23 protein-coding genes are annotated in these 24,037 nt (G+C 67.7%); 15 read left to right on the top strand and 8 right to left on the bottom strand.

The genetic code is table 11. The features are described 5' to 3' along the window. Positions 1–26: 26 nt before the first annotated feature. The 14 genes from nuoL (at position 27) to V7778_RS02870 (ending at position 12,516) form a co-directional block, all read left to right on the top strand. Positions 27–2,093: an NADH-quinone oxidoreductase subunit L gene (nuoL, locus tag V7778_RS02935; protein WP_335551858.1), complete on the top strand. Its 2,067-nt coding sequence runs from the start codon at positions 27–29 to the stop codon at positions 2,091–2,093. 21 nt (positions 2,094–2,114) lie between these two features. Next, complete coding sequence (locus tag V7778_RS02930; RefSeq protein ID WP_335551857.1) at positions 2,115–3,617, top strand: NADH-quinone oxidoreductase subunit M; 1,503 nt, start codon at positions 2,115–2,117, stop codon at positions 3,615–3,617. Between the two features lie 13 nt (positions 3,618–3,630). Further along, a complete protein-coding gene (gene nuoN / locus V7778_RS02925) occupies positions 3,631–5,139 on the top strand; it encodes an NADH-quinone oxidoreductase subunit NuoN (protein WP_335551960.1) in 1,509 nt (502 codons plus the stop codon). Positions 5,140–5,143: 4 nt separating this feature from the next. Continuing rightward, on the top strand, positions 5,144–5,467 hold the full coding sequence (locus tag V7778_RS02920) for a DUF2818 family protein (RefSeq protein ID WP_335551856.1): 324 nt from the start codon (positions 5,144–5,146) through the stop codon (positions 5,465–5,467). 100 nt (positions 5,468–5,567) lie between these two features. Then, positions 5,568–6,125 carry an NUDIX hydrolase gene (locus tag V7778_RS02915; RefSeq protein ID WP_335551855.1) on the top strand — a complete coding sequence of 186 codons (558 nt, stop codon included), beginning with the start codon at positions 5,568–5,570 and terminating at the stop codon, positions 6,123–6,125. 4 nt (positions 6,126–6,129) lie between these two features. Next, the gene (locus tag V7778_RS02910) at positions 6,130–6,837 is read left to right on the top strand and encodes a hypothetical protein (RefSeq protein ID WP_335551854.1); all 708 of its coding nucleotides are present in this window, start codon (positions 6,130–6,132) and stop codon (positions 6,835–6,837) included. Next, positions 6,834–7,556, top strand: coding sequence for a 2-C-methyl-D-erythritol 4-phosphate cytidylyltransferase (ispD, locus tag V7778_RS02905; RefSeq protein ID WP_335551853.1), 723 nt, complete (start codon positions 6,834–6,836; stop codon positions 7,554–7,556). Before V7778_RS02910 ends, ispD begins: the two co-directional genes overlap by 4 nt. Before the next feature lie 6 nt (positions 7,557–7,562). Then, on the top strand, positions 7,563–8,072 hold the full coding sequence (gene ispF / locus V7778_RS02900) for a 2-C-methyl-D-erythritol 2,4-cyclodiphosphate synthase (protein WP_211520208.1): 510 nt from the start codon (positions 7,563–7,565) through the stop codon (positions 8,070–8,072). Positions 8,073–8,305: 233 nt separating this feature from the next. Continuing rightward, on the top strand, positions 8,306–9,562 hold the full coding sequence (locus V7778_RS02895; RefSeq protein WP_335551852.1) for an MFS transporter: 1,257 nt from the start codon (positions 8,306–8,308) through the stop codon (positions 9,560–9,562). 2 nt (positions 9,563–9,564) lie between these two features. Next, complete coding sequence (locus V7778_RS02890; protein WP_335551851.1) at positions 9,565–9,873, top strand: hypothetical protein; 309 nt, start codon at positions 9,565–9,567, stop codon at positions 9,871–9,873. A 79-nt stretch (positions 9,874–9,952) separates the two neighbouring features. Continuing rightward, the gene (locus V7778_RS02885; protein ID WP_335551850.1) at positions 9,953–10,507 is read left to right on the top strand and encodes an NADPH-dependent FMN reductase; all 555 of its coding nucleotides are present in this window, start codon (positions 9,953–9,955) and stop codon (positions 10,505–10,507) included. Beyond that, entirely contained in the window at positions 10,494–10,922 is a 429-nt protein-coding gene (locus V7778_RS02880) for a VOC family protein (protein ID WP_335551849.1), read from the top strand. Before V7778_RS02885 ends, V7778_RS02880 begins: the two co-directional genes overlap by 14 nt. Next, positions 10,919–11,809 (top strand): ion transporter, encoded by an 891-nt coding sequence (locus V7778_RS02875; RefSeq protein ID WP_442920691.1) that lies wholly within the window; start codon positions 10,919–10,921, stop codon positions 11,807–11,809. Before V7778_RS02880 ends, V7778_RS02875 begins: the two co-directional genes overlap by 4 nt. Positions 11,810–11,949: 140 nt before the next feature. Then, on the top strand, positions 11,950–12,516 hold the full coding sequence (locus V7778_RS02870) for a phasin family protein (protein WP_335551848.1): 567 nt from the start codon (positions 11,950–11,952) through the stop codon (positions 12,514–12,516). On the opposite strand, the gene V7778_RS02865 is transcribed toward V7778_RS02870, so the two are convergent. The 7 genes from V7778_RS02865 to ribA all read right to left on the bottom strand — a co-directional run bounded on the left by V7778_RS02865 (position 12,513) and on the right by ribA (position 19,789). Further along, positions 12,513–13,751 carry an acyltransferase family protein gene (locus V7778_RS02865; protein WP_335551847.1) on the bottom strand — a complete coding sequence of 413 codons (1,239 nt, stop codon included), beginning with the start codon at positions 13,749–13,751 and terminating at the stop codon, positions 12,513–12,515. The genes V7778_RS02870 and V7778_RS02865 overlap by 4 nt on opposite strands. Before the next feature lie 182 nt (positions 13,752–13,933). Then, positions 13,934–14,644 (bottom strand): LytR/AlgR family response regulator transcription factor, encoded by a 711-nt coding sequence (locus V7778_RS02860; protein WP_335551846.1) that lies wholly within the window; start codon positions 14,642–14,644, stop codon positions 13,934–13,936. Then, positions 14,632–15,702, bottom strand: a complete 1,071-nt coding sequence (locus V7778_RS02855; RefSeq protein ID WP_335551845.1) for a sensor histidine kinase — start codon at positions 15,700–15,702, stop codon at positions 14,632–14,634. The genes V7778_RS02860 and V7778_RS02855 overlap by 13 nt, the downstream gene beginning before the upstream one ends. Before the next feature lie 652 nt (positions 15,703–16,354). Next, positions 16,355–16,591, bottom strand: a complete 237-nt coding sequence (locus tag V7778_RS02850; protein WP_335551844.1) for a hypothetical protein — start codon at positions 16,589–16,591, stop codon at positions 16,355–16,357. A gap of 100 nt (positions 16,592–16,691) precedes the next feature. Next, positions 16,692–17,627 carry an FHA domain-containing protein gene (locus V7778_RS02845; protein ID WP_335551843.1) on the bottom strand — a complete coding sequence of 312 codons (936 nt, stop codon included), beginning with the start codon at positions 17,625–17,627 and terminating at the stop codon, positions 16,692–16,694. 20 nt (positions 17,628–17,647) lie between these two features. Then, positions 17,648–19,072, bottom strand: coding sequence for a S1 family peptidase (locus V7778_RS02840; protein ID WP_335551842.1), 1,425 nt, complete (start codon positions 19,070–19,072; stop codon positions 17,648–17,650). An 84-nt stretch (positions 19,073–19,156) separates the two neighbouring features. Further along, entirely contained in the window at positions 19,157–19,789 is a 633-nt protein-coding gene (ribA, locus tag V7778_RS02835) for a GTP cyclohydrolase II (protein WP_335551841.1), read from the bottom strand. A 196-nt stretch (positions 19,790–19,985) separates the two neighbouring features. Here ribA and V7778_RS02830 point away from each other — a divergent pair, with 196 nt between their 5' ends. Further along, positions 19,986–22,298 (top strand): ATP-binding protein, encoded by a 2,313-nt coding sequence (locus V7778_RS02830; protein ID WP_335551840.1) that lies wholly within the window; start codon positions 19,986–19,988, stop codon positions 22,296–22,298. Between the two features lie 79 nt (positions 22,299–22,377). Here the strand turns inward: V7778_RS02830 and V7778_RS02825 are convergent, their stop codons facing one another. Continuing rightward, entirely contained in the window at positions 22,378–24,033 is a 1,656-nt protein-coding gene (locus tag V7778_RS02825; protein ID WP_335551839.1) for a hypothetical protein, read from the bottom strand. Positions 24,034–24,037 lie beyond the last annotated feature (4 nt).

Genomic DNA, 24,037 nt, shown 5'->3' with positions numbered 1-24,037 from the left:
ATAAACAATAACGAATAAGGTTCAACATGGCGGGGCAAATTCTCAACCCTAATCTCTTACTGGCGGTGCCCCTGGCGCCGCTCGCGGGCTCGGCGATCGCCGGCCTGCTGGGCACCAAGTTCTTCGGCAACGTGGTCGGCCGCAAGGTGTCGCATACCGCGACCATCCTGGGCGTCCTGATTGCGCTGATCATCTCGGTCCAGACCCTGATGGCGGTGCTGGACGGCGCCAGCTTCAACGGCGACATCTACACCTGGATGACGGTCGGCACGCTCAAGATGGCGGTCGGCTTCCAGATCGATACGCTGTCGGCGATGATGATGTGCGTGGTGACCTCGGTGTCGCTGATGGTCCACATCTACACGATCGGCTACATGGCCGAGGACGAAGGCTACAACCGCTTCTTCTCGTACATCTCGCTGTTCACCTTCTCGATGCTGATGCTGGTCATGTCCAACAACTTCCTGCAGCTGTTCTTCGGCTGGGAAGCGGTGGGCCTGGTCTCGTATCTCCTGATCGGCTTCTGGTACACCCGTCCGACCGCGATCTTCGCGAACATGAAGGCCTTCCTGGTCAACCGCGTGGGCGACTTCGGCTTCATCCTGGGCATCGGCCTGCTGCTGGCCGCCTCGGGCACCATGCAGTACGACGAAGTGTTCGCACAGTCCGACAAGCTGGCCGCCATGACGGTGCCGGGCCTGGGCTGGCCGCTCCTGACCGCCGCCTGCATCTGCCTGTTCATTGGCGCGATGGGTAAATCGGCGCAGTTCCCGCTGCACGTCTGGCTGCCGGACTCGATGGAAGGCCCGACCCCGATCTCGGCACTGATCCACGCCGCGACCATGGTTACCGCCGGCATCTTCATGGTGTCGCGCATGTCGCCGCTGTTCGAGCTGTCGGACACCGCGCTGTCCTTCGTGATCGTGATCGGCGCCATCACCGCGCTGTTCATGGGCTTCCTGGGCATCATCCAGAACGACATCAAGCGCGTCGTCGCTTACTCGACCCTGTCGCAGCTGGGCTACATGACAGTCGCGCTGGGCGCCTCGGCCTACTCGGTGGCCGTGTTCCACCTGATGACCCACGCCTTCTTCAAGGCGCTGCTGTTCCTCGGCGCGGGTTCGGTCATCATCGGCATGCACCACGACCAGGACATGCGCAACATGGGCGGCCTGCGCAAGTACATGCCGATCACCTGGATCACCTCGCTGCTCGGCTCGCTGGCCCTGATCGGCACGCCGTTCTTCGCCGGTTTCTACTCGAAGGACTCGATCATCGAAGCGGTGCACGCCTCGAACATCCCGGGCGCCGGTTTCGCCTACTTCGCGGTGCTGGCCGGCGTCTTCGTGACCGCCTTCTACTCGTTCCGCATGTACTTCCTGGTCTTCCATGGCGAATCGCGCTGGAACAACCCGCAGCCGCACAGCGAAGGCCACGATTCGGACGCACACCATGAAGAAGACGAGCATGGCGCCGACGACCACCATCACCACGGCCTGCAGCCGGGCGACAAGCCGCACGAGTCGCCATGGGTCGTGACCCTGCCGCTCGTCCTGCTGGCGATCCCGTCGGTCATCATCGGCTACCTAGCGATCGGCCCGATGCTGCATGGCGACTTCTTCAAGGACGTGATCTTCGTCGGCGAGAACCACACCGCGATGCGCACCCTGAGCGAAGAGTTCCATGGCGCCGCCGCGATGGCGATCCATGGCCTGCAAACCGCGCCGTTCTGGCTCGCGCTGGCAGGTGTCGCTTTCGCCTACTACTGCTACATGATCAACCCGCGCGTGCCGGCCTGGTTCTATGCCAAGTTCAAGCCGCTGCACACCCTGCTGGACAACAAGTACTACATGGACAGGTTCAACCAGTTCGTGTTCGCCGGCGGCGCGCGCGCCGTGGGTGGCGGCCTGTGGAAGGTGGGCGACCGCGGCCTGATCGACGGCCTGATGGTCAACGGCTCGGCCAAGCTGATCGGCTGGTTCTCGGGGATCACCCGTACCGCCCAGACCGGCTACATCTACCACTACGCGTTCGTCATGATCGCGGGCGTGGTGGGGGCCCTGCTGTACTTCTTCCCGTTCTGGCGCGGTTAATCAGAGGCAGAGAAAACAAACATGATGCAGTCAACGATTTCTACATTTCCACCGTACCTGAGCCTGGCGATCTGGCTTCCGATCGTCTTCGGCCTGATCGTACTGGCCGTCGGCCGCGACAAAAATGCGGGCCTGGTCCGCATGCTGTCGCTGGCCGGCGCCGTGGTCAGCTTCCTGCCGACCCTGCCGCTGATCGCCAATTTCGACAACGCCGCCCACGGCATGCAGTTCTATGAAGTGGCCAGCTGGATCGAACGCTTCAATGTGTTCTACAAGCTGGGCGTGGACGGCCTGTCGCTGTGGTTCGTCCCGCTGACCGCCTTCATCACCATCATCGTGGTGCTGGCGGCGTGGCAGGTGATCGAGGAGCGCGTGGCCCAGTACATGGGTTCCTTCCTGATCCTGTCGGGCCTGATGATCGGCGTGTTCTGCGCCATGGACGGCCTGCTGTTCTACTTCTTCTTCGAAGCCACCCTGATCCCGATGTACATCATCATCGGCGTGTTCGGCGGCCCGAACCGTGTGTACGCGGCATTCAAGTTCTTCCTGTACACCTTCTTCGGCTCGCTGCTGACCCTGGTCGCGATCATCTACCTGTACAACCTGTCGGGTTCCTTCGACATCCTCGAGTGGCACCGCCTGCCGCTGACGATGAACGAGCAGATCCTGATCTTCATCGCCTTCTTCATGGCCTTCGCCGTGAAGGTGCCGATGTGGCCGGTGCACACCTGGCTGCCGGACGCCCACGTGGAAGCGCCGACCGGCGGTTCGGTGGTGCTGGCCGCGATCATGCTGAAGCTGGGCGCCTATGGTTTCCTGCGTTTTTCGCTGCCGATCACCCCGGACGCCTCGCACTACCTGGCCCCGGTCGTCATCGTGCTGTCCCTGATCGCCGTGATCTACATCGGCCTGGTGGCCCTGGTCCAGAAGGACATGAAAAAACTGGTCGCTTACTCGTCGATCGCCCACATGGGCTTCGTGACCCTGGGCTTCTTCATGTTCAACGACCTGGGCGTGCAGGGCGGCCTGATGCAGTCGATCTCGCACGGCTTCGTGTCGGGCGCGATGTTCCTCTGCATCGGCGTGCTCTACGACCGCGTCCACTCGCGTGAAATCGCGGACTACGGCGGCGTGGTCAACACGATGCCGAAGTTCGCGGCCTTCGCCGTGCTGTTCTCGATGGCCAACGCCGGCCTGCCGGCCACCTCGGGCTTCATCGGCGAATTCATGGTCATCCTGGGCGCCGTCGAGTTCAACTTCTGGACCGGCCTGCTGGCAGGCACCGCCCTGATCCTGGGCGCGGCCTACTCGCTGTGGATGGTCAAGCGCGTCGTCTTCGGCCCCGTCGTCCACAAGCACGTGGCCGAGCTGACCGACCTGAACGGCCGCGAGTTCGCCATCCTGGGCGTCCTGGCCATCGCCACCCTGTGGATGGGCCTGTATCCGGCCCCGATCGCCGAAACCCTGCAGACCTCGGTCACCGACCTGCTGCAGCACGTTGCTGTCAGCAAGCTGCCTCAATAACGCCATGAACGAAATGACCACCACCTTGCAAGCGGCGACCGACGTCAACCTGGCGCCGGTCTATGCTGAAATCTTCCTGCTCATCGCGGCTTCCGCGATCCTGCTGATCGACATGTTCCTGAAAGAGGGCAAGCGCACCCTGACCTACGCGCTGACCCTCCTGAGCATTGCCGGCTGCGCCGTGCTGACCATGGCCGACTTCAACGCCGGCGCGACCGTGTACACCTTCAATGGCATGTACGTGGCCGACCCGATGTCGAACCTGCTCAAGCTGTTCACCTATCTGGCCACCGCCATGACCCTGGTGTATTCGCGCCAGTACGCGGGCGACCGCAGCATGATGTCGGGTAACCTGGGCGGCGAGTTCTACGTGCTCGCGCTGTTCTCGATGCTGGGCCAGATGATCATGATCTCGGGTAACAGCATGCTGTCGCTCTATCTTGGTTTGGAGCTGATGTCGCTGTCGCTGTATGCTCTCGTTGCGCTGCGCCGCGACCACGCCGTGTCGACCGAAGCCGCGATGAAGTACTTCATCCTGGGCGCGCTGGCATCGGGCTTCCTGCTGTACGGCATCTCGATGATCTACGGCGCCACCGGCTCGCTGGACATCACCGCCATCGGCCAGCTCACCGCGAACGCGGAAGCAGGCAACCGCACCATCCTGGTGTTCGGCCTGGTGTTCCTGGTGGCCGGCCTGGCCTTCAAGCTGGGCGTGGTTCCCTTCCACATGTGGGTGCCGGACGTCTACCAGGGTTCGCCGACCGCCGTGACCCTGCTGCTGGGCGGCGCACCGAAGCTGGCGACCTTCGCCATGGTGATCCGCGTACTGGTCGAGGCGCTGCCTTCGGTGGCCTTCGACTGGCAGCAGATGCTGATGGTCCTGGCCGTGCTGTCGCTGGCCTTCGGTAACCTGACCGCGATCGCCCAGACCAACATCAAGCGCATGCTGGCCTACTCGACCATCGCGCAGATGGGCTTCGTCCTGCTCGCCATGGTGGTGGGCGTGGTCGACGGCAATAGCGAGAACGCCGCCAGCGCCTACAGCGCCGCGATGTACTACGCCATCACCTACGTCCTGACCACGGTCGGCAGCTTCGGCCTGATCATGATGCTGGCGCGCGCCGGCCACGAAGCCGAGCACATCGTCGACTTCAAGGGCCTGGGCAAGCGTTCGCCGTGGTTCGCGATCGTCATGACCATCCTGATGTTCTCGCTGGCGGGCGTGCCGCCGATGGTGGGCTTCATGGCCAAGTGGGCCGTGCTGCAAGCCGTCGCCAACGCCGGCATGGTGTGGCTGGCCGTCGTGGCGGTGATGTTCTCGCTGATCGGCGCCTTCTATTACCTGCGCATCGTCAAGACCATCTGGTTCGACGAAGCGGTGGACACCAGCGCGATCCACACCCCGGCGGATATGCGCGCCGTGATGTCGCTCAACGGCATCGCCGTGGTGGTGCTGGGTATCGTTCCGGGCTGGCTGCTGGCGGTGTGCTACACCACCATGCAGGCAACCCTCGCAAAATAAGCTGGTGGACGTTTCACTGGCTGTCTGGCTGGTGGTCGCCCTGAGTGTGGCGGCCGCCAACCTGCCTTTCCTCACCGAGCGCGTGTTCGGTTTCATTCCCCTGAAACCCACGCCCGGTGGTGAAGCGCGTTTGAAGCGCTTCCCGCTGCGCCTGCTCGAGTTAATTGTTTTATACTTCCTTGTCGGCGCGGTAGCCCGGCTGCTGGAATCCCGGATCGGTGGCGCCTTCGCGCAGAACTGGGAGTTCTATGCGGTGACCGGATGCCTGTTCCTCGTGCTGGCGTTTCCCGGATTTGTCTGGCGTTACCTGCGCAAGCATCGCGCTTGAACGGCCTGAGGGCCGTTTTTTCGTTGCGCGGTCGGGGCATGCCGGTTGAACGCGTCGGCGGCGAAGCCGCCAACCCTACGTTTCCCCAAATGGAGCCTGCATGACCGTGGAATTGAAAGAAATCCGCCTCGACGGCGGCGTCGTCTACGATGGTCCCTTCCTCAAGGTCGAACGCGACCGCATCCGCTTGCCCAACGGTGCGGAAAGCCACCGCGAATTCATCCGCCACCCCGGCGCGGTCGTGATCCTGCCGCTGCTGCCCGATGGCCGCGTGCTGCTCGAGCGCCAGTTCCGCTATCCGAACTCCCAGGTCTTCATCGAATTCCCGGCCGGGAAGATCGACCCGGGTGAGGAGCACCTGGCCTGCGCCAAGCGCGAGCTGGAAGAGGAAACCGGCTACACCGCCGCCAGGTGGCGCTTCGTGTGCACCATCCACAACGCGATCGCCTATTCGGACGAGCACCTCGAACTCTTCCTGGCCGAGGACCTGACCGCCGGCGAGCAGAAGCTCGACGACGGCGAGTTCCTCGAGACCTTCACGGCCACCGTCCCGGAACTGCTGGGCATGGTCCAGCGCGGCGAGATCACCGACGTCAAGACCATCATCGGGACCTTCTGGCTGGAAAAGATCCTCTCGGGCAGCTGGACGCCGGCTTGATGCGATGAAGCCGCTGTCTGCGCTCCTGCTGACCTGCTCGCAGTTGGTGGCGCAGGAAGCGGCGGCGCAGGCGCGCACGCCCTTGCAGGCGCGCTGCGAAGACACCCTCGAGCGCGCGGTGTCGGTGGTCGTCAGCCGCCAGCAGGGCTACCGTATCGATCACACCCGCTCCTACCACGACCTCACGCGCATGAAGGGCGGGGCGCGCGCGAATGCCTATGTGCTCGGCCTGACGCATACCGAATCGCGGGTCGGCATCAAGGTGGGCGGGCGCATGCTGAGCGACCCCGCCAGCGGCTACGAATGTATCGCCGCGCGCGTCGAGGTCAGCCTGACCTACCTGCCGATCGTGGTCTATATCGGACGCGAGTTTCCGCCGGGCTCCTGCGCTTACCAGGAGGTGCTGGCCCACGAGATGCGTCACCTCAACACCTACCTCGACTACCTGCCCAAGGCCGAGGCCAGGGTGCGCGCCGCGCTGGCCCAGCGCTTCGAAGCCAAGCCCCTGTACGCACGCCTGGGGCAGGCGCAATCCCTGCTCCAGCGCGAGCTCGACAGCGGCTGGATGGCCTATATCAAAAGCGAAATGGCGCGCGTCGAAAGCCTGCAGGCGGCGATCGATTCGCCGCAGGAATACGCCCGCCTCGGCAAGGTTTGCGCAGGTGAGGTACAGTCTCTGATTAAACAGGCAAGACGAAGCAAGACCCAATGACGAACACAGCAATTCCCAGCTACGTGGCGCTGATTCCGGCGGCCGGGGTCGGCGCGCGCATGGCGGCCGGCAGCCCCAAGCAGTACCTGCCGATCAACGGCAAGCCCATGCTGCGCCACACGATCGACGCTTTCCTGTCCAGCCCCCTGATCGCCCACACCTATGTCGTGGTCAGCCCCGGCGACGCCTACATCGACGGCATCCTGCCGGAGCAGGGGGCGCAGTTGCCCGTGACTGTGCTGCGCTGCGGCGGCGCGACCCGCATGGAGTCGATCCGCAACGGCCTGCGCCATCTGGGCGGCACGCTCACCGAGCACGACTGGGTGCTGGTGCACGACGCGGCCCGTCCCGGCCTGAACGCCGAATTGATCGCGCGCCTGATCGAAGAGACGGGCGACGACCCGGTTGGCGGCCTGCTGGCCCTGCCGGTGGTCGACACCGTGAAGCGCAGCGTGGCCGGGGAGGTGAGCACCGTGCCGCGCGACAGCCTGTGGCTGGCCCAGACCCCGCAGATGTTCCGCCACCGCCTGCTGCTGCGCGCGCTCGACGCGGCCACCGACCCGGGAGCGATCACCGATGACGCCAGTGCGGTTGAAGCGCTCGGACTGGCCCCCAAGTTAGTGGAAGGACACCCCTGCAACCTGAAGGTGACGCTGCCGGCAGACATCCGGATCGCCGAGATGTACCTGGCGGCGTCGCAACCGACTGAGAAGAACTGAGAAGATATGGCACTCGCATCCTACAATCCCACTCCGCCGTTCCGCATCGGGACCGGCTACGACTGCCACGCGCTGGTCGAAGGGCGCAAGCTCATCGTCGGCGGCGTGACCATCCCCCACCGTCTCGGCCTGCTCGGCCATTCGGACGCCGACGTGCTGCTGCACGCCATCATCGACGCCATGCTGGGCGCCGCGGCGCTGGGCGATATCGGCAAGCACTTTCCCGACACCGACCCCATGTTCGCGGGCGCCGATTCGCGCACCCTGCTGCGCGAGGTGGCGCACCGCGTGCTGAACGCCGGCTACACCATCGGCAACATCGACGCGACCATCATCGCCCAGGCACCCAAGATGGCGCCGCATATCCCGCAGATGGTGTCGCGCATCGCCGAGGACGTGGGCGTGTCGCCGCAGCAGGTCAACATCAAGGCCAAGACCAACGAAAAGCTCGGGTTCCTGGGGCGGGAAGAGGGCATGGCGGCGGAGGCGGTGGCGCTGTTGATTCGGGCAGAGTGATGCTCGGAGCGCAATTGGGTGTAACTGCACTATAATCCTTCCATTCACCGTCGGGTGGATGGCAACGGCGGTCGTTAGCAGAAAGACCGTCGTTCCGGCGGAGGCCGGGACCCAAGTTAAACGCTGCATCAGCTCGCGCAGAACTTAGGTTCCGGCCTTCGCCGGAGCGACGTTCATACGCTGCCTCATTCCATTACCGTTCACCCAAGGTTTGTGCCAATGAGGAGATAAACATGAGCACCGCCCAACCCGAGATGACACCACGCGCAGCCTGGGCCCTGATCCTGGCCGCCAGCGCCATCCTGATGATCACCATGGGCGCGCGCCTGACCACCGGCCTGTTCATGTCCCCCATCAACACCGCCACCGGACTCGGCATCGCCTCCATCAGCTTCGCCATGGCCGTCGCCCAGCTCCTGTGGGGCGCCTCGCAACCCATCTTCGGCGCCGTCGCCGACAAGTACGGCCCCGGCCGCGTGCTGGTGCTGGGCGGGGTGATGCTGGCCGCGGGCACCGCCGCGACGCCCTTCATGAGCAGCGAGTGGGGCCTGATATTCAGCATGGGCGTGTTGTCGGCCGCGGGCGCCGGCGCGGGCAGCTTCTCGATCCTGATCGGCGCCACCGCCCAGCGCCTGCCGCCCTCGCGCCGCGCCTTCGCCTCGGGCTTCATCAATGCCGGCGGCTCCTTCGGCCAGTTCGTGTTCGCTCCGCTGATGCAGGCGATCATCGCCGGCGCCGGCTGGGTCTGGGCCATGCTGACCATGGCCGCCGCAACCTTGCTCACCATTCCGCTGTCCTGGCCGCTGCGCCGCAAGAAGGCCGCGGCATCGCCCACGGTGAGCAGCACGGCGATTCCGCTGCCCACCGCGATCACGCTCACCGAACAGCTGCGCCAGGCGATGCGCGACCGCAGCTACCTGTGCCTGCACGCGGGCTTCTTCACCTGCGGCTTCCACATCGCCTTCCTGGTCACCCACCTGCCGGGCGAGGTTGCCCTGTGCGGCCTGCCGGCCGGCGTCTCGGCCACGGCACTGGCCCTGATCGGCCTGTTCAACATCCTCGGCAGCCTGCTGGCCGGCGCGCTCTCCTCGCGCTACCGCATGAAGCACCTGCTGGCCATCATCTACGGCAGCCGCGCCTTGATCATCGTTGCCTACCTGATGGCGCCCAAGACCGCCTGGACCTTCTACATCATGGCCGCCGCCCTGGGCTTCACCTGGCTGGCCACGGTGCCGCCGACCGCGGGGCTGGTGGGCAAGCTGTTCGGCATGCGCTACCTGGCCACCCTGTTCGGCCTGACCCTGCTGTCGCACCAGATCGGCGGCTTCTTCGGCGCCTGGCTGGGCGGCCTGTCCTTCGTGCACAGCGGCGACTACACCTGGATGTGGTACGCCGACATCCTGCTGGCCCTGGCGGCGGCCCTGGTCAACCTGCCGATCCGCGAAGCGGCGCCCCGGCAGGCGGCCGGCCTCGCCCCCGCGCAAGGCTGAGCATGGCGCGCGAAGCCTGGGCCTACCGCGACGTGGCCGTCGAGTCGGTGGCGGATCCGCGCAGCGGCCGCCTGCGCATCCGTCCCATGCCCGGCCAGGCCTATGCGACCAGCCTGCGCGTGCAGTGCGCGCGCGCGCTCAGCGACCCGCAGCGGTATCCGGCCGGGACGCGCTTCCTGCTGTCGGCCAAGCTGACCGACCGCCAGGGCGGGGAGCCCTTCCTCTATGCCTGGCACGGCGACCCGGTGCGGGTGCTGGGCAAGCGCGAGTCCGCGGTCTTCCTCGAGCAGTACCGGCGCCTGCGTCTTTGATGCGGGCCCGGCGCCAACACGGCGCCGAAAAAGTGGTTACCATCTGGACTCCACCACCGCACACACGGAAAGGAGCACCATGGCAACACGGAATATCGCCGTCATCGTCGGCAGCCTGCGCAAGGAGTCGTTCAGCCGCAAGGTCGCCAACACACTGATCGAACTGGCCCCCGCATCGCTGCACATGGAGATCGTCGAACTGCGCGATCTGCCGATGTATAACGAGGACGACGAAACGGCCGACCCGCCGGCCGCCTTCACCGCCTTCCGCGAGCGCATCCGCCAGGCCGACGGCATCCTGTTCTGCACCCCCGAATACAACCGCTCCATTCCCGGCGTCCTGAAGAACGCCATCGACGTCGGTTCGCGCCCCTACGGCAAGGCGGCCTGGACCGGCAAACCCTGCGCCATCGTCAGCGTCTCGCCCGGCGCCCTGGGCGCCTTCGGCGCCAACCACCACCTGCGCCAGACCCTGCCTTTCCTGCAGATGCCGGCCTTGCCGGCCGAGGCCTATCTGGGCGGCATCGCGGCCAAGTTCGACGGCGCCCGCATGACGGACGACTCGACCCGCGCCTTCCTCCAGGCCTATGTCGACAATTTCGCCGCCTGGGTGGAACGGCATGCAGCGCGCTGACCGCCACGCCATTCCTGTGCGCGGGCTCGACCACATCGTGCTGCGCGTTTCCGACCTCGAACGCATGGTCGGCTTCTACGGCCAGGTGCTGGGCTGCCCGGTCGAGCGCCGCCAGGACGAGATCGGCCTGGTGCAACTGCGCGCCGGCAGCGCCCTGATCGACCTGGTGCCGGTGACAGGCAAGCTGGGCCGCATGGGCGGGGCCGCGCCGGGCCCGGAGGGGCGCAACCTCGATCACCTGTGCCTGCGCGTCGAGCCTTTCAACGAGGCCGCGATCCGCGCCCACCTGGCAGCGCACGGCGTCGAGGCCGGCCCGGCCGAGCCGCGCTATGGCGCCGAAGGCGAGGGGCCGTCGATCTACCTGCAGGATCCCGAGGGCAACACGGTGGAGCTCAAGGGGCCGCCTTGCCATTGAGCCCGCTGGAAGCCCCGGCGCCCTCGGACCTGCCCGACGTGCTGGGCAGGCCCGCCGGCGGCTGGCGCAGGACGATGTTCGACATCATCTTCGGCATCGACACCCCGGCAGGGCGGCGCTTCGATATCGCCCTGGTGTGCGCCATCCTGCTCAGCATCCTGGTGGTGGTGCTGGACAGCGTGCCTTCGATCGGCAAGCGCCACGCGGGCCCGATGGCGGTGCTGGAATGGGCCTTCACCCTGCTGTTCACGGTCGAGTACATGGCGCGCCTGGCCTGCGTCCGGCGCCCGCTGCGCTACGCCACCAGCTTCTATGGCGTGATCGACCTGCTGTCGGTGCTGCCGACCTATTTCTCCCTGCTGGTGCCGGGCGCCGAACTGCTGATCGACATACGCATCCTGCGCCTGCTGCGCGTGTTCCGCATCTTCAAGCTCACGCTCTACATCGAGGAATACACGCGCCTGGGCGAAGCCCTGGCGGCGAGCCGGCGCAAGATCCTGGTGTTCCTGTCGGTGGTGCTGATGCTGATCCTGATCATGGGCACCGTGATGTACGTGGTCGAGGGACCGCAGAACGGCTTCACCAGCATTCCGCTGTCGATGTACTGGGCCACGGTGACGATGACCACGGTCGGCTATGGCGACATCGCGCCCCAGACCACCCTGGGGCGGGCGATCGCTTCCTTCATGATGCTGCTGGGCTGGGGCATCCTGGCGGTGCCGACCGGCATCGTGACGGCCGAGATGACGGCGCGCCGCACCGACCGCCGCGGCGGCGAGGAAAGGCCGCGCCAGCCGGCGCGCGATTGCGCGGCATGCGGCAGCGAAGGACACGAGGCGGCGGCCCGTTACTGCAAGGATTGTGGCGCGCCGCTGGACGCGGCCTGAGGATCGTACGTCCTTGGCCGCGTTTGGCGCACATCAAGCCTCGCATAGGGCGTCGGGCTAGCCTATCAGGCTCGTGCCGAATCGCCGCGCCGTGGACGCCGTCCGGCACCCGTCCAACCATCATTTCAGCGAGGAACCGCATGTACCCATTTCCGCAATCCGCGACCCCGGCTGTGCGCAGCCACCTGGACGCGCACGCCGCCTTCGTCAACGAGATGTCGAAGTCCCTGTTCCGTTCCTTCCAGCACATGTGCGACCTGCATATCCAGCTGGCCCAGACCCTGCTGGAGGAAACCACCCTGGCCAGCCAGCAGGTGCTGAGCGCCGACCGCCAGACCGAGCTGCTCAGCGCCGCCGCGGCGCGCGCCCAGCCGACCACCGAGAAGCTGCGTGCCTACCAGCAGCACATCGCGCGCCTGGCGGCCGAATCCCAGGTCGAGCTGGCGCGCGTGACCGAGCAGCACGTGCAGAACACGAGCCGCACGGCGCGCGCCCTGGTCGACGAAGTGGCGCGCTCCACCGCCGAGGAAACCGAGCGCGGCATCCGCTCGCAGCAGGAGGCGATGCGCAGTATGGCCGACCCCTTCGCCCGCCCGAACAGCGAGGCCCAGCCTCCCATGGGTGGAAACGGCGGCGACAAGCCCGCGCCGCCGCCCCCGGCCCAGGCTGGAAAGGAGTCGCGCTCGTCCGGCAGCACCGCCCACTAGGCAGCGCGTTCCGGCGCGGATTCCGTCAGTGCTACGACGTCCTGCCCCGTGCGCGCACCGGCAGGTGCGCACAAGGGCGCCAGGCCGAAGAGCGGGCGCAGGAGCCGCACGCGCCGGACCGCCTCGAACAGGGCGAAGCAGCCGCCGATGGTCAGCACCGCCAGCACCAGCGCTTCCAGGCCCGGCGCCAGGCGCAGAGGCTTGAAGGCATGCGCCAGCACCACGATCAGGGTCTGGTGGGCGATGTACACGGGGAACACGGCTTCGGTGAGGTAGCGCCGCGCCGGGCCGTCGCGGTCGAGGTGGCGGCGTGCGAAACCGCAGGCGGCCACGATGGCGCTCCAGGCACACAGGGTATAGACGCAGCGGGCGGCCGGCGTGAGCAGCGCCATGATTTCCTCGTCGGGACCGGTGCGCCAGGTCGCGTACCACAGGATGATGGCGGCCCAGCCGGCAAGGGCCAGCACCAGCGCCTGCCAGCGCAGCGCCGCCAGTCCGTCCCAGAAGCGCAGGCGGCGCGCCATCAGGGCGCCGAGCAGGAAGGGCAGGAAGTAGGCCGCGTGGTTGTACCAGTCGTCGACCAGGGCGTGGGTGGTCTCGAAGCGGTCGAGCAGCAGGATGCGCACCACGCCGAGCACGAGCGCCGGCAGGACGATCAGCCGCCAGCCGCTGAGCAGCCGGTCCAGGCCCTCGGCCAGCGCCTCGATGCGCGCGGCGGGCAGCAGCGCCGCCAGGAAGCCGAGCACCATCGTGTACACCCACAGGTAGGCCACGAACCACAGGTGGTTCCAGGTGGGCAGGTCGAGGCAGTCCTCGCGGCAGAAGCCGCCATAGGCACTGTAGTAGAGGCGCATGAAGGAGAGGAAACCGTCGCCGTAGGCGAGCTTCTCGACCACCTCCAGGTAAGGCTGGGGCGGCACGATCACGGCCATGCCGAACAGCAGCGGCACCAGCAGGCGCAAGCTGCGCTGGCGCAGGAAGGATGCCGTGCCGAGGCGCTCGATGAGGAAGCGCGACGCGGCGCCGGCCACGAAGAACAGCAGGGTCAGGCGCCATGGCGAGGACAGCATCATGAAGGGCTCGGGTCCGTCGGAGGCGAAGGGGCTCTTCACGTGCCAGTCCCAGCTCACGTAGTACATGCCGATGTGGTAGGCGATCAGGACGAAGAAGGCGAGGATGCGCACCCAGTCGAGGAAGTAGAGGCGCGCCGCCGGCTGGTGGGGGAGAGTTTGCATGGTCCGCTCACGAAGTGAAGATGGCGCCAGCTTGCGGCCGCCTGCGCGCGCGGGCCAGCGGAAAGGGGCGAAGCGGGAGTGGGGCGGGGTGAACCGGAAGGCGCCCTCCGGTCAGCTTCGCCAAGGCCTCACGCATCGGCTGGACGCGTCGGCGGCGGAGCCGGCTGCGCGCCCGGCCAACCCTAGGGCTGGAGCTTTTCCACCAGCTCGGCGCGGTATTGGCGGCTGCAGGGCACCCTCGCGCCGCTGCGCAGCACGACCTCGCCATCGCCCTTGTCGAGCGCCACGATCCTGTCGATGCAGCTCAGGCGCACCGCCGCGCGCCGGTGGCAGCGCACGAAGCCGGGACCGAGCCGTTCGAGCAATCCGCCCAGGGTCTGGCGCAGCAGCGGCGCGCCCTGGGCCGTATGCAGCGCCACGTAGTTGTCCGCCGTCTCGAGCCACTCGATATCGGCCACCGGCACCACCCGCGTCCCGCCACGCTCGCTCACCAGCAGCTGGCGCGGCGGCGCCGACGGCAGGGGCGAGGCATGGCCCGCCGCCAGGCGCGCGCGCAGGCGTTCCAGCGCCCGGTGCAGGCGCGCCTGGTCGAAGGGCTTGAGCAGGTAGTCGACCGCTTCGGCATCGAAGGCGCGCAATGCATACTCGTCGTAGGCGGTCACGAACACCACCAGCGGCGCCGGCGCGGGCAGCGAGGCCGCCACGTCGATGCCCGACAGTTCCGGCATCTCGATGTCGAGCAGGAGGGCATCGGGCGCGAATGCGGCGATGCGCTGCAAGGCCTCGACGCCGTCGCCCGCTTCCTCGACCGCCTGGATGCCGGCTTCGAGCGCCAGCATGCGGCGCAGCCGGTCGCGCGCCGGACGTTCGTCGTCGACGATCAGGATGCGCATGGCACCCGCATTTCCGCGCGCACGCCGGCCGGCTCCAGCTGGAACAGGTCCAGGGCGGCGCGGCCGTCGTGCAGCGCCGCCAGCCGCGTGCGCAGGTTGGACAGGGCGATGCCGGACCTGCAGCCGGCGTCGCCCGGTCCTGCATCGAGCCGCCCCGCATCGTCGTCGACGCGCAGGACCAGCATGCCCTCGCGGCAGGCCGCGCTGATGTCGATGCGGGTCGGCGCGCGGCGCCGTTCGACGGTGTGCTTGAACACGTTCTCCAGCAGGGGCTGCAGGCTGACCGCGGGCAGTGCCACCCCGAGCGCCTCGTCGGCGATGTCCCAGGAGAGGTTCACACGGCCTTCGAAACGTTCCGCCATCACGGCGGCATAGCCGCGCGCCAGCCGCAGTTCGTCGGCCAGGCTGGCCTGGGGCCGTTCGCCCAGGGCCAGGGCGGCGCGCAGCACCTCGGCCAGCTGCACCAGGGTGGCGTCGGCGCGCGCGACGTCCTGGTGCATGAGCGACGAGATGGTGTTGAGGGCATTGAACAGGAAGTGCGGCTGCATCTGGCGCGTCAGGCGCTCGAGCTGGGCTTCGCGCAGCAGCGCCTGGGCCTGCTGCGCACGCTCCCGCTCGCCGAGCAGCTGGCGGTAGGACAGCAGTCCGAAGCCGATGGCCGTGAACAGGCCGACGAAGACCGTCATCTTGAGCGCTTCATAGACGAACACATCGCCCCAGGGTTCGTGCTCGTAGCTGGCGCCGGCCAGCGCGTACACCGCATGGCGGATGCCGAATACCAGCGGCGCGAAAGCGATCCAGTACAGCGGCAGCCAGCGCGCCTGCACCAGGGCCCAGCGCCAGGGCGTGGCGATCAGGCCGTCGTGGCGCGCCGTGAAGCGGCGCTGGAGCAGCAGCAGGGAGGTCGCCACCAGGGCCGAGGAAGTCTCCCACAGGATGGGCTGCCAGATCGCCTGGCCCCCATCGCGCCGGAAGTCCTCGACGGCGACCAGCACCATCAGGAGCCAGAACAGGCTCCAGGCGAGGATGGCGGCGATGGTACTGCGGTTTGGAAGCATGGCGGCGGCATGGATGCGCGATGGCCGATGATCGGCCATCAGCCGCCGCTTGTCAAAGTGACGTACGGAACGTACGTCACCCCCGCGAAGGCGGGGGCCCAAGTTCGCAAGCACCTTAGTACGTCGTCCCCGGCCTCGGCGGCCCCCTTGGCGGGGATCCAAGTAATCTTATATGGAACGTATGTCGTTACCGCCACTGGCGGTAACGACCCCCCGCGAAGGCGGGGGCCCAGGTTTGCCAGCGCTTCGATAATGCTGACAACACGTGGATTCCCGCCTGCGCGCACTGCTGTCCGGGATAATCGCTATCCCTGCATTAGCAGGGTTTTGTTCGCAACACTGGCAACGTAAGTAATTCCAAGGACTAATTTACAGCCATTATCTCGTCGTGCCGGGACGCCTAGTCCCGGAACGACGATTTTCAGCTAGATGAAATATCCCGGACAGCAGTGCCCCTGCGCGGGAAGTCATTGCCTCGAGTGGAGGGTATGACGATTTTCAGCCAAGTGAGATTACCCACGACAGGAGTGAGCAAAGGCGGAAGCAGGTCCTGGACAGCAGTCGGCAACGTCGGGACGTAAATCCTGCTCCGGCGAGAAACGATACCGCCCGATCTGCTCATCCTTGCCGATCGCCAGGTGGGCGATCCTGCCTAACTGGCGTTCCGTCTGTTCAAGGGCAAGATGGCCTCCGTTACGCATTGCTCGGGCGTCAGCTTGCGGCGCTGCCCCGGTTGCGTGAGCGTGCGCTCGATTACCGGCTCGGGCACCTGCTTGTGCTCCATGTAGCGGCGCGCGACGAAGGCGTCGCGCACCGACAGGATGTTCAGCCCGCGTGCCACGGCATTCGCCGTGGCCTGGTCGGAGCGTCGCTGGCGCGGTTCGGACATGTCTCCAATCTCCCCTTGACCCATCTGATGCATCTTTTTTTATCAAGGACAGCACTATACGCGCTCATGCGGGCTCGCGCTACGCATGCGGAAAGGCAACTCAGCCGTCGTCGCCCGGCCGCCGCTTGCGCTCGGCGTCGATCTCGGCGCGCATCGCCTTGACCTGGCCGATGAACTCGGCCACGGGCGCATCCGGGCTGGCGCGCATCTCGGGCGGCAGCAGCACCGACATGTAGAGCTCGTCGGCCACGCGGCCGTGGCGCTGCTGGTTGCCGACCAGCACCAGGCCGGAGGCCAGCATGGCCAGCGCCGCGCACATGGCGCGCAGGCGGCGCCGCAACTGGGGTTTGACGGTGGCCAGGTGAAAATAGATAACGCCGGCGACCGTGAGCACAGCGGCATGCGAACCGTAGCGCGTCAGCCATTCCCAGGAATACGCATAGGCCAATACGCTCTCCAGCAGCCGGAAACCCAGCAGGGCGGCCATGCCGCAGCCGAAGATGAACATGTGCCGCCCCAGGCGCGCGTGGCGTCCGAACACGCGGTTGTTGAAGGCCCACATGCCGCTCCACAGCAGGCCGATGCCGATGCCGGCCGCGAGGGCTTGCACATAGCGTTCCAGTTCAAAGCCGCCGCGGTCGGTCAGCCAGGCCGCCAGCAGCGCCACCAGGCCGGTGAGCAGGGCGCCGGCCAGGCCCGGCAGCAGGCCCTCCCAGCCGTGCATGGTGCGGTCGCGCAGCTCGGCCGGAACCGGATAGTCGGCGCCGCGCACGCGCAGGCTGGTGTGGCCCATGCGCACCACGGTGTCGCCGTCCAGCCCGAGCTCGGTGACGCGGCGGCCTTTGTGCACGATGCCGTTGCGGGTGCCGAGGTCGCGCAGCATCAGCTTGCCGTCCTCGCCGGCCTCGATCAGCACGTGGTGGGGCGCCGTATAGTCGTCGTCGACGATGAAGTCGTTGTCGTAGGCACGCCCGACCCGGATCGGCAGGGCCGCCACGCGGTAGCGGTGCAGCACCTCGCCGTTTCGGGCCAACATCTCGATGGTCCAGGGGCCTTTCATCGGCGGCCGCTGCGCCCGAAGGCGCCCAGGAAGGCCTGCGTCACGCGCAAGCCGTTTTCATACGACACGCCGGACACGTCGACCCGGCTTTGCAGGCTGGCCTGGGCCGCGTCGGTGCTGGCCGTGAGCAGGGTGAAGTTGTACAGGCCCTCGAACTTGCGGTAGCCGCGCACGCAGGTGACGGCGCGCAGGGGCAGCGAGCGGGTGTGCACGAAGCGCTCGGTGCAGAAAGGCTTGGTCAGGCGCGGGTCGCCGATGTTGCCGAAGCCTTCGACCCCGAACAGGTCCCCGGCCAGCGCGGCGAAGCGCAGCGGCTCCATGCTGCCGGAGCGGATGTAGCGGTGGCTCACCGCCACCGCGCCGGTCTGCTGCGAGTCCGACACGAACACCGCCGATTGCATCACGCAGTTCATGGCGTCGACGCTGAAGGCGGTTTGTGCCTTGACGGTCGAACGCCCCCAGCAGCGCACCTGGCCCGATTCGCGCACCGGCACCAGGTAGGGACCCATGCCCTTGAGCGTGAGCGGCTCGTCCAGCAGGCGGTCGACCATGCCGCCCTGGTGCGCCAGCAGCTGCTGGGCGATCAGCGGGTTGAAGTCCCTGGGCGGCGCGGGCTGGGCGGCCACCTTGCGCAGCAACTCCTGGGCATACTTGACCGGCACCAGGAAGCTGACCGATTCGCCGTCCAGGCGGCGTGCCACATTGATGCCGGCCACGGTGCCGCCGGCGGTGATGGTCGGGCCGCCGCTCATGCCGGAGTTGATCGGGCCGCTGAAGATCAGGCGGTCATAGAAGCTGCGCTGCAGGACGCCGTTGTACGAGCCTTCCGAGATCGCGAAGCCCAGGTCGAGCGGATTGCCGAGCGCGTACAGGTACTGGCCCTGGCTCAGCTTCACGGGGCGTTCCGGCACCTTGAAGAAGCCGCTGCCGTTGCGGTTCACGCGCACCACGGCCAGGTCGTGCAGCACGTCGACCGCCATCAGCTCCACCGGGCCGGTGTTGCCGTCGGTGTCGATGTATTCGGCGGTGTAGACGTCCGGGTCGAGCGCCATCTGCGACACCACGTGATAGTTGGTGACCGCCAGGTTGTTGGTGCCCACCAGGAAGCCCGAGCCCACGGTCGACTGGGTGCGGCCGTTCTTGAGCAGCATGCGGATCTGCAGCAGGTCGGTGCGCGCTGAGGCGTACAGGTCCTGGGCGGCGGACGAGGGCGGCGGCAGAGGCTCCAGGGCCTCGACTTCGCCGGGATCGGGCGCGGGCGGGGTGGCGGCGGGCGGCAGTGCCTGCGCGGCCTGGCCGCCTGTGGCGGCAGCCTGCGAACCCTGGTTCGCGGGGCGGGAGGCGGCGGGCGGCGCACTTGGCGCGGTCGCCGCGCTCAGCCCGATACAGGACAGTAGAAGAGCGATGACAACCCGTTTCATGCAATCTCTTGATGGCAAGACTAAGGACTCTATCTTGCCACCAGATCAAGGCTGAAAGCGCGCGTTAGGCGCCCCGGGGAGGCATCAGGCGGCGTCGGACGCGGCGAGCGGCGTCATCATGTGGCCCAGCTTGGCCTGCTTGGTGTTCAGGTAGCTGTTGTTGAAGGCATTGCGGTTGACCAGCAGCGGCACGCGCTCGGCCACCTCGATGCCGAGGCGGGACAGGGCGTCGATCTTGCGCGGGTTATTCGTCATCAGGCGCACCGCCTTGATGCCGAACTGGTCCAGCATCGGTCGGCACAGCTCGTAGTTGCGGGCGTCCGCGTGAAAGCCCAGCTGCAGGTTGGCCTCGACGGTGTCGGCGCCGGCTTCCTGCAGGCGGTAGGCGCGGATCTTGTTGACCAGGCCGATGCCGCGCCCTTCCTGGCGCAGGTAAAGCAGGATGCCGCGGCCTTCCTCGGCGATACGCTGCAGCGCGCCTTCGAGCTGGGCGCCGCAGTCGCAGCGCTGCGAGAACATCACGTCGCCGGTCAGGCACTCGGAATGCACGCGCGCCAGCACCGGTTCGCCGTTCGACAGGTCGCCCAGGGCCATCGCCAGGTGTTCCTTGCCGGTCGCCGGCTCGACCCAGGCGTGCAGCGTGAACTGGGCCCAGGGCGTGGGCAGGGTGCACGAGGTGGCGTAGTCGAGGATGGCGGGAGTGGCGGTGGCTTGCATGACGGTGTTTCCCAATCGGTGGCGTGATTCCATGTAACACGCAAGTTTACCGGAAATCGGCTGTGGCCGTGCGGAATGCGGGGCTTTCCGGCGGGCGGGCGGGGCCAGGCTTACCCGTGGCGGGTAGGTGCGCTCGTCAGGGGCGCAGCGCCGGCATGGGTGTGTTACGCTGTAGATACCGCCTTTTACCTGCGCCATGGCAACCTTCCTAGCCCGTTTCCTTGAACCCTTGCGACCGCGCGGCCTGGGAGCGTGGCTGGCGCTGGCGTTTTCCACGCTCACCGTGGTGCTGACCCTGCTGCTGGTCGAGGTGGTGGAAAGCGCCTCCACCGAGCAGGTCAAGAACAGCATCGGCCACGGCCTGGGCGAGATGGCGATGCAGACCGCCGACAAGCTCGACCGTGGTATGTACGAGCGCTACCGCGAGGTCGGCCTGATGGCGCGCCGCCGCGACCTGGTCGACCCGGGTACCACCCAGGCCGAGCGCCGCAAGGTGCTGGCCGACATGCAGGAAACCTACTGGTACTACGAGTGGATCGGTATGGCCGGCCTGGACGGCAAGGTGCTGGTCGAGGCGCGCGGCCTGCTGGAAGGCGCCAATGTGGCGCAGCGTCCCTGGTTCCGCGATGCGCTCAAGGGCATCCACGTGGGCGACGTGCACGAGGCCGTCCTGCTGGCCAAGCTGCTGCCGGCGCAGGACGGCGAACCGCGCCGCTTCGTCGACGTCGCCTTTCCCTATGCCGACGCCCAGGGCCGGCCGGCCGGCGTGCTGGGGGTGCACCTGTCCTGGCAATGGGCGCGCGACGTCGAACGCTCGATCATCGCGCCGGTGCAGATGCGCGGCAAGGTGCAGGCCCTGATCGTCAGCGCCGAGGGCGTGGTGCTGCTCGGCCCCGAGGACCTGCAGGGCAAGACCATCGACCAGCCCAGCCTGCGCGAAGCGCGCCAGCGGCGCACCGGCTACCTGGTCGAGGAATGGCCGGACGGCCGCTCCTACCTGGTCGGCTACGGCGCCACGCGCGGACGCGGCATCTATCCGGGCCTAGGCTGGAACGTGCTGGTGCGCCAGGATATCGGCGATGCCTACCAGCCGGTACGGCGCCTGCGCGCCCGCGCGTTGTGGAGCGGGGCCGCGCTGGCGGTGCTGTTCTCGGTGGCCGGCGTGCTGGTGGCGCGCCGCATCACCCGCCCGCTCGGCGAACTGGCCGATTCGGCCGACCGCCTGCGCCGCGGCGATACCACGGCGCTGGTGCCGAGCCGGGACGGCTACGACGAGGTGCGCAAGCTGTCCGGCGCCTTGAATGCGCTGGTGAACAACCTGGTGCAGCGCCGCGCCGAGCTGCAGGACCTGAACGCGACCCTGGAACGGCGCGTGGAGGAACGCACGCGCGACCTGGAGCGCGCCCTGGCCGCCGTGCGCGCCAGCGAGCAGCGCATCGGCGCCATCGTCGACGCCGCCCAGGACGCCTTCCTCGCGGTCGACCAGCGCGGCATGATCGTCGACTGGAACAAGGCCGCCGAGCGCATGTTCGGATGGCGCCGGCAGGAAGCCGTGGGCTGGCCGCTGGCCGAGCTGGTGGTGCCGGAGCGCTACCGCGCCAGCGTCGGCAAGGCCTTGCACGCCTTCCGCCAGACCGGCCGGCTGGGCGCATTGGGACGGCGCCTGGAGCGCACCGTGATCAACCGCCAGGGTTTCGAATTCACCATCGAGATGACGGCGGGGCTGGCGGGCGAAGGCGAGGACGCCTTCTTTAGTGTCTTCCTGCACGACATCTCCGAGCGCAAGAAGATCGAGCGCCTGAAGAACGAATTCATCTCGACCGTCTCGCACGAGCTGCGCACGCCGCTCACCTCGATCCGCGCGTCGCTTTCGATGCTGGACGAAGGCATGGCGGGCGAACTGGCGCCGGACGTGGCGGGCCTGATCCGCATCGCCAGCCAGAGCGCGGAGCGGCTGGTGCGCATGGTGAACGACCTGCTCGACATCCAGAAGATGGAGTCCGGCATGATGGAATACCGGCGCGCCGCCCAGCCGCTGCTGCCGCTGGCCGAGCACGCGCTGGCCTCGATGCAGGGCCAGGCGCGCGAGGCCGGCGTGCTGCTGCGCCTGGACCGGCCGCAGGGCGCGGAACAGATCCGGTCCGAGGTCGACCACGACCGCATGGTGCAGGTGCTGGTGAACCTGCTGTCGAACGCGATCAAGTTCACGCCGCAGGGCAAGGCGGTGACCCTGGGGCTGTCCCAGCTGCAGGGGCGGGCGCGCCTGACGGTGACGGACGAGGGGCCGGGGATTCCGCCGGAGTTCCGCGGCAGGGTGTTCGAACGGTTTGCGCAGGCCGATTCGGCGGATACGCGGCCCAAGGGCGGGACGGGGCTGGGGCTGAGCATCAGCCGGGCGATCGTCGAGGAGCATGGGGGGACGATCGCGTTCGAGACGGAGATGGGGAGGGGGACGCGGTTCGTGGTGGAGTTGCCCCTGGCGGTGGCGGCTGCGCACCAACTTGCCTGATCCAGCCCGCTCTCTACAAACGCCGTTCCGGCCTTCGCCGGAACGACGAGCTAACGGTACAAACGCGGCTGTCGGCGACTCACCGCCACTCGTGCAAGGCCATCCCCCCAAATCCCTTCCACGCCCCGAACACCGCCTCCAGCTTCGGCAGCAGGCGCCGCAGCGCCTCCTTATCCCCATGAAAGGTCGTCGCCGACCCGTCGATGCGCCGCGTTCCGGCTAAGGTGAAGGCCTGCGCCTTCGGATGCGCCGCCGGCTGGCGCAGCAGCACCAGCAGCGGCTGCCCGTCCAGCTCCACCAGCAGCATGTCCCCCGCCGCACCTGGCGCCGCGCGCCGGTAGCGGCGCTGGGTCTCGGCCCCGATCGGTCCCGCTTCCAGCGCGATGCGCACCTGCTTGCCGTGCGCGTCCGCCCAATCCAGGAAGGGCACGGCGAAGCGGTAGATCTGCCCGGGATCGGTGCGGTAGTCCATCACCGACAAGGCGTCGGCCGACTGCGCCAGTTCGCGCAGCAGCGCGGTCTTGCTGTCCCACCAGAAGGGCACCACGAACTCCAGCCGCATCGTTCCCGCCGCCTGGCGCAGCCGGGCCGCCAGCTCCAGGTAGCGGCGGTCGCGTTGGGCGGGCGGCAGCACGTGCGCGGGAATCAGGTAGGGTTCGACGTCGAACTGCATGCCCTTCAGGCGTGCAGCCGGTTCGGCCTGGGCATTGTAGGCGGCATAAGCGCGCGCGCGGGCGGCGGTGGGCGCCTGCTGCTCCGGCATCACCATGTGCGGGTCGCCTTCGACCGCCGTGATCGCGATCCCGCGCGCGCCGGCCGCCTTGATGAAGGCAGCCAGCGCCTCCGGCTCGGCCACCTGGCCTTCCGCCAGCGGCACGGTGATGAAGATCTCGCCGATCCTTTCGCCGGCTGCCCAGTCGATCATGGCCTGGCCCCGTTCGCGCCATTCGGTGCGGCTCCAGATCCAGGTCGAGCGCGGCGCAGGGTGGGCGGCGGCCGGTTCCAGGCTCAGGGCGTCGAGCGACAGGCTGGCCGCCTGCTGCGGGCACAATACGGTGAAGTGGCGCCAGGCGCCGCGCTCCAGGCCGGGCGGCAGGGCCAGGCGCCCACCGGCGGACAGGCTGCCCATGTCGAGCGCGCCTTCGCGCGCGGCGCGCGCCTCGTCCGCCGCCTGCCACAGGAATTGCCCGCTGCCGGAAAACCGCGCCTGCAGCGCCGCCTCGGCGCGCGGCAGGTACCAGGGGCCGCGCAGCAGCACCCCGGCCGGCTTGGCGCCGGCCTTGCATTCGACGCGCAGGCGGCCGCCGGCCAGCGTCGCCGTCACCCGTTCTTCCACGCCGAAGCTGCGCACTTGCATCGATGCGAGCAGGTTTTCGCCGAAGGGCATCGGCGCCGGCGGATCGGGCTCCGGCCTCGAGGCAATCAAAGTGTGCTCGCTGACGTCGAGCGCGCCTTTCGTGTCGTCGCCCTGCAGCAGAATGGCCTGTTCCAGCTTGGCGTCGCGCGGCAGCGGGTACACGGCTTCGATCCGCGCGGCTTCCATGCCGAGGTCGAACTTGCGGCAGCCGGGCAGCGGTGCGGCGTCGGCGATGAGGGCGCGCAGGCGCGTGCCGTCGGGCGCGGTGATGCCGGCGCCGATCGACGCCTGCGGCGCCGTGTCGAAGGGGCACAGGTAGAGCGAGGCGGCGTGGGCCGGTGCGGTCATGAGGAGCAGGGGAAGGAGATAGCGGGACATGATC

The sequence above is a fragment of the Massilia sp. DD77 genome (assembly GCF_036961685.1).
In the GTDB taxonomy this organism is placed as follows: domain Bacteria; phylum Pseudomonadota; class Gammaproteobacteria; order Burkholderiales; family Burkholderiaceae_D; genus Telluria.
This window is presented reverse-complemented; position numbering and strand designations above follow the sequence as displayed.

What these genes read in the sequence shown, in the direction of transcription:
- V7778_RS02865 (WP_335551847.1), bottom strand. Translation starts at nt 13,751, where the DNA reads ATGCAAACTCTCCCCCACCAGCCGGCGGCGCGCCTCTACTTCCTCGAC.
- V7778_RS02880 (WP_335551849.1), top strand. Translation starts at nt 10,494, where the DNA reads ATGCAGCGCGCTGACCGCCACGCCATTCCTGTGCGCGGGCTCGACCAC.
- V7778_RS02830 (WP_335551840.1), top strand. Translation starts at nt 19,986, where the DNA reads ATGGCAACCTTCCTAGCCCGTTTCCTTGAACCCTTGCGACCGCGCGGC.
- ribA (WP_335551841.1), bottom strand. Translation starts at nt 19,789, where the DNA reads ATGCAAGCCACCGCCACTCCCGCCATCCTCGACTACGCCACCTCGTGC.
- V7778_RS02850 (WP_335551844.1), bottom strand. Translation starts at nt 16,591, where the DNA reads ATGTCCGAACCGCGCCAGCGACGCTCCGACCAGGCCACGGCGAATGCC.
- V7778_RS02840 (WP_335551842.1), bottom strand. Translation starts at nt 19,072, where the DNA reads ATGAAACGGGTTGTCATCGCTCTTCTACTGTCCTGTATCGGGCTGAGC.
- V7778_RS02930 (WP_335551857.1), top strand. Translation starts at nt 2,115, where the DNA reads ATGATGCAGTCAACGATTTCTACATTTCCACCGTACCTGAGCCTGGCG.
- nuoN (WP_335551960.1), top strand. Translation starts at nt 3,631, where the DNA reads ATGACCACCACCTTGCAAGCGGCGACCGACGTCAACCTGGCGCCGGTC.
- V7778_RS02870 (WP_335551848.1), top strand. Translation starts at nt 11,950, where the DNA reads ATGTACCCATTTCCGCAATCCGCGACCCCGGCTGTGCGCAGCCACCTG.
- ispD (WP_335551853.1), top strand. Translation starts at nt 6,834, where the DNA reads ATGACGAACACAGCAATTCCCAGCTACGTGGCGCTGATTCCGGCGGCC.
- ispF (WP_211520208.1), top strand. Translation starts at nt 7,563, where the DNA reads ATGGCACTCGCATCCTACAATCCCACTCCGCCGTTCCGCATCGGGACC.
- V7778_RS02915 (WP_335551855.1), top strand. Translation starts at nt 5,568, where the DNA reads ATGACCGTGGAATTGAAAGAAATCCGCCTCGACGGCGGCGTCGTCTAC.
- V7778_RS02845 (WP_335551843.1), bottom strand. Translation starts at nt 17,627, where the DNA reads ATGTTGGCCCGAAACGGCGAGGTGCTGCACCGCTACCGCGTGGCGGCC.
- V7778_RS02890 (WP_335551851.1), top strand. Translation starts at nt 9,565, where the DNA reads ATGGCGCGCGAAGCCTGGGCCTACCGCGACGTGGCCGTCGAGTCGGTG.
- V7778_RS02910 (WP_335551854.1), top strand. Translation starts at nt 6,130, where the DNA reads ATGAAGCCGCTGTCTGCGCTCCTGCTGACCTGCTCGCAGTTGGTGGCG.
- V7778_RS02860 (WP_335551846.1), bottom strand. Translation starts at nt 14,644, where the DNA reads ATGCGCATCCTGATCGTCGACGACGAACGTCCGGCGCGCGACCGGCTG.
- V7778_RS02895 (WP_335551852.1), top strand. Translation starts at nt 8,306, where the DNA reads ATGAGCACCGCCCAACCCGAGATGACACCACGCGCAGCCTGGGCCCTG.
- nuoL (WP_335551858.1), top strand. Translation starts at nt 27, where the DNA reads ATGGCGGGGCAAATTCTCAACCCTAATCTCTTACTGGCGGTGCCCCTG.
- V7778_RS02885 (WP_335551850.1), top strand. Translation starts at nt 9,953, where the DNA reads ATGGCAACACGGAATATCGCCGTCATCGTCGGCAGCCTGCGCAAGGAG.
- V7778_RS02855 (WP_335551845.1), bottom strand. Translation starts at nt 15,702, where the DNA reads ATGCTTCCAAACCGCAGTACCATCGCCGCCATCCTCGCCTGGAGCCTG.
- V7778_RS02825 (WP_335551839.1), bottom strand. Translation starts at nt 24,033, where the DNA reads ATGTCCCGCTATCTCCTTCCCCTGCTCCTCATGACCGCACCGGCCCAC.